The sequence below is a fragment of the Protofrankia sp. CiP1_Cm_nod4 genome (genome assembly GCF_982290645.1).
This window is the reverse complement of sequence record NZ_CEVIVC010000236.1, coordinates 1-3,554: the sequence shown is the minus strand read 5'-3', so window position 1 is coordinate 3,554 and position 3,554 is coordinate 1. Positions and strand designations below refer to the sequence as shown.

Genomic DNA, 3,554 nt, shown 5'->3' with positions numbered 1-3,554 from the left:
GCGGGGATCATGCCGTTCACCTGCGCAGTCTCCCGCATCGGACCACTACCGTGCCTTTCGTCCCCATGTATTCCCCACGGGCGCTCTCTAACGCCTCGCCGGCCCGCTTCAGGGGTCACCGTTGCTACGGACGGGTCCGGGACCATGTGACGCTTCGCAGTTTGCTTGTAATCGTCTGTGGACGTCCATGGATGTCCGTGCCAGCGGGCGCCCCAGAGGTGACGGCCGGTGCTGGTTTCGTGGAAGCGATGCACCAGGCGACGCAGGCGTCCGCGCGGACGGTGGCGGTGCTCTCGACGGCCTACCTGGAATCGGCGTACGCGACGGCGGAATGGCAGGCGGCCTGGCGGTCTGATCCGCTGGGTCGGGCCCGGAAGCTGCTGGTGTTCCGGGTGGCGGACTGCCCCGCCCGGGGCTGCTGGGCCAGCTCGTGACGGTGGACCTGTTCGGGGTCGACCAGACCACCGCGGCCGGGCGGCTGCGGGCCGCCGCCGGTGCGCAGCGGGCCAAACCCCCGGTGGAACCGGGCTTTCCCGGCGGCGGCCCGTCGGCTCCGGCGAGGCCGGCGTTCCCCCCGGAGCTTCCCGGGGTGTGGAACGTGCCGCCCCGGCTGGCGCACTTCGTCGGCCGGGGCCATCTGCTGGCCGCGGTCGACCGGCAGCTGGCCGCCTCGGGTGCGGTCGCGGTGTGCGCGCTGCACGGGCTTGGTGGAGTGGGCAAGACCGCGCTGGCGGTGGAGTACGCCCGCCGGCATGCCGGCGGGTTCGATGTGGTGTGGTAGGTGCCGGCGCAGGACCCGGAGCTGGTCGCCGGGCATGTGGCGGCGCTCGGGGTCGCGCTCGGCCTGCCCGACGGCGTGCCTGCTGCTCGTCTCCGTTGGTCGTGCACGCGGCCGTCCTGGAACGGACTCGGCTGGCCGGTGAGGCTGACCGCGGAACATGCTCACAGCCGATGATTGACACCGTCGACGCTTCTGTTTGCGTCCATGTGCTGACATCTACGGTGATGCTCTGAGAGATGATGACCGCGTGGCACGGGCAACGGCCGTCATGGTCGGCCGACCGGCCTGGTGATCGGACGGATGAGCGGGGGATCTGGATGTTGATGGAGGTGCCGCTGGAAAGCGGCGGCATGGTGCTGGTCGAGGTGGACCGGCGGGAGGTCCCGGGCGAACTTCAACTGGCCTCTGACGATCCGGGTACGGTGGCGGCCCGTGCGCGGCGTGCGCTGGAATCCTCGCTTGCGGATCTGGCTCCAGCAGTACGGTCCATCTGGCAGGGTCTCCGCGACATCGCACCGGACGAGTTCACCGTCGAGTTCGGGGTGAACGTCGGCGGCGAAACAGGGCTGATCATCGCGAAGGGTACGGCTGAGGTCAACTTCACCGTCTCAATGACGTGGCGTGGCGGTGAAAGCACTGCATGACCGAGTCGGTTGATCCGCGGAGTGGGTGCGTCGTCCGGATCCGCCAAGGAATGACGAAAAAAGCGGCGGGGGTCGGTGTGCTCGTAGGCGAACATGAAATCATGACCTGCGCCCACGTGGTAAATACCGCTCTCGGCAGGTCACAGCGGGAACAGAAGAAGCCTGACGATATTTTATTTCTCGACTTTCCCCAACTGGACGGCGTTTCACTGCGAGAGGCAACAGTGGAAGCGTGGGTTCCGCCTCCTCCGCAAGGCTCCTTCGGGGGAGATATCGCCGGGCTGAGACTGAGCGGAGCAGCGCCCACCGCCGCTCGTCCAGCACTCCTGGAAAGCCGTGTTCCGCCGCTCGGTGTGACAATGTTCGGCTTCCCGACGGACCCGCCACGACCTAATGGAGGATGGACTTCAGCCACGCTGATCGGTACCGTCGGCGGCGGGATGTTACAACTCGACAAGTCCAGCGAAGCGGCACTTCGCGCTCAACCAGGCTACAGCGGCTCCCCTGTCTTCGATGGTGACGGCGTGGTCCTCGGCCTGTTCTCCGCAGCCTCGAGAGACGACAGGTCCGAAGACGCTTATGCCATTCCGGTCCGACGCCTGACCGAGGCATGGCCTGATGTATGCCGAGTCATCCCGGCGTCCCCCTATCGGGGGCTCAGCGCTTTTCGGGAGCAGGACGCACATCTGTTTGTCGGCCGAGGTGAGGAGGCGGAGAAGCTCGCCGCACGGGTTCGCGCGAATACTCTGGTCTGCCTGACAGGGCCATCCGGAGTCGGAAAGACCTCGCTGGTACAGGCGGGGTTGATTCCACTACTGCGCAGCCAGAAATCATGGATGGTGGTGCCCTTCCGACCCGGCGCTCGCCCGCTCGACGCCCTGGCCGCCGCACTCCTGCGCGCCGAAAGCAACGACCCGTCAGACGAGCTGCGTCTTGACCGGATACGAACCCGCGGCGCGCGTCTGGGCGCGGGCGATCCGTGGGAGTCACTCGAAGCACTTGCGGCGATACGCAATACACAGGTTCTGCTCATCGCCGACCAGTTCGAAGAATGCCTGACGGATGACGGGGAGCAGGCCCGGGGCCTGGTGGAACTCGTTCTTCGGGAACCTCCGCGAGCGGCGATACCAGCACGTATCCTGATTTCGCTGCGAGCGGACTTCGTAAACGATCTTCTCTCACACCCTTCAGTGGAGGCAAGCCTGAACGATCGGATGTTTCCCCTCCAGGTGATGACATCCACGCAACTACGACAAGCGATCATTCAGCCCGCCGAAAGCCGCGGCGTGAAGTATGCGGACGGCCTGGTGGAAAGAATCCTGCAGGATGCGGGAAGCGAGCAGGGCACGTTGCCCCTGGTCGAATTCACCGTGTCCCAACTGTGGGATCTGCAATATGCCGGCAGGCTGCGACACGAGGAATACAGCAGGATCGGCGGGGTCACAGGTGCGCTTGGCGCACATGCCGAACGGATTGCCGCAAGTCTTCTTGGTGACGGGGTGCCCGAAGAAGTTCTTCATCGAACACTGCTCAGCCTCGTACGCACAGAATTCGATCAAGCACCGGCGACGCGGCGCATCGCCCGTCGCGGCGACACCGGGGCGGACTGGGCTGCTCTCGATCGGCTGTCCAAGGGACGCCTCGTGTCCCTTGGCACAGATGATGACGGCGTTCCGACAGCCGAACTGACGCATGAGGCTCTCATCGGCGGATGGGAGAGGCTCGCTCATCTGGTGGCGGAGAATGCCGACTTCGTCCGCTGGCGTACCAGGATGGAGGAGCTGTATCAGCGGGGTGATCCGATTCCGGAAAACCGGATCGCCGAAGCGGAGAGCTGGCTGCTGCGTCGTCCGTCCGAGGTTCCGTCCCACATCGGAGGCCTGGTGGAACGGAGCGCAAGAGATCATGCGCAACGGATCGCCGACCTCCAGGCGCTGGTCAACCGGGCGGAAGCCCTCCGGTTGGCTGCCCAGGCGGAACTCGTTCTTTCCACCCGGACCGTCCCGCGCGCGGTTTCCGCCCTGCTCGCCGCTGAATCGCTCACGCGCGCACCGACACTTGAGGGTGACCTCGCAGCACGCCATACGATGAAGATCGCACCGCGGCTTGCTGCCCGCCTCGACCACGAC

Annotated in this window: 4 protein-coding genes; all 4 read left to right on the top strand. The window is 65.9% G+C overall.

Annotation, left to right across the window (positions count from 1 at the left end):
• Positions 1-191 precede the first annotated feature (191 nt).
• Positions 192-434 carry a toll/interleukin-1 receptor domain-containing protein gene (locus AC5LSR_RS23480; protein ID WP_250284752.1) on the top strand — a complete coding sequence of 81 codons (243 nt, stop codon included), beginning with the start codon at positions 192-194 and terminating at the stop codon, positions 432-434.
• Complete coding sequence (locus tag AC5LSR_RS23475; protein ID WP_250289888.1) at positions 431-781, top strand: ATP-binding protein; 351 nt, start codon at positions 431-433, stop codon at positions 779-781. Before AC5LSR_RS23480 ends, AC5LSR_RS23475 begins: the two co-directional genes overlap by 4 nt.
• Positions 782-1,098: 317 nt before the next feature.
• A complete protein-coding gene (locus AC5LSR_RS23470; protein ID WP_250284757.1) occupies positions 1,099-1,425 on the top strand; it encodes a CU044_2847 family protein in 327 nt (108 codons plus the stop codon).
• A partial coding sequence (locus tag AC5LSR_RS23465) for an nSTAND1 domain-containing NTPase (protein WP_493469043.1) occupies positions 1,422-3,554 on the top strand: 2,133 nt, incomplete at its 3' end. The genes AC5LSR_RS23470 and AC5LSR_RS23465, both read left to right, overlap by 4 nt.

Bases quoted from the DNA above. Each gene is read 5' to 3' on its own strand.
- AC5LSR_RS23470 (WP_250284757.1), top strand. From the start codon at position 1,099: ATGTTGATGGAGGTGCCGCTGGAAAGCGGCGGCATGGTGCTGGTCGAG.
- AC5LSR_RS23480 (WP_250284752.1), top strand. From the start codon at position 192: ATGTCCGTGCCAGCGGGCGCCCCAGAGGTGACGGCCGGTGCTGGTTTC.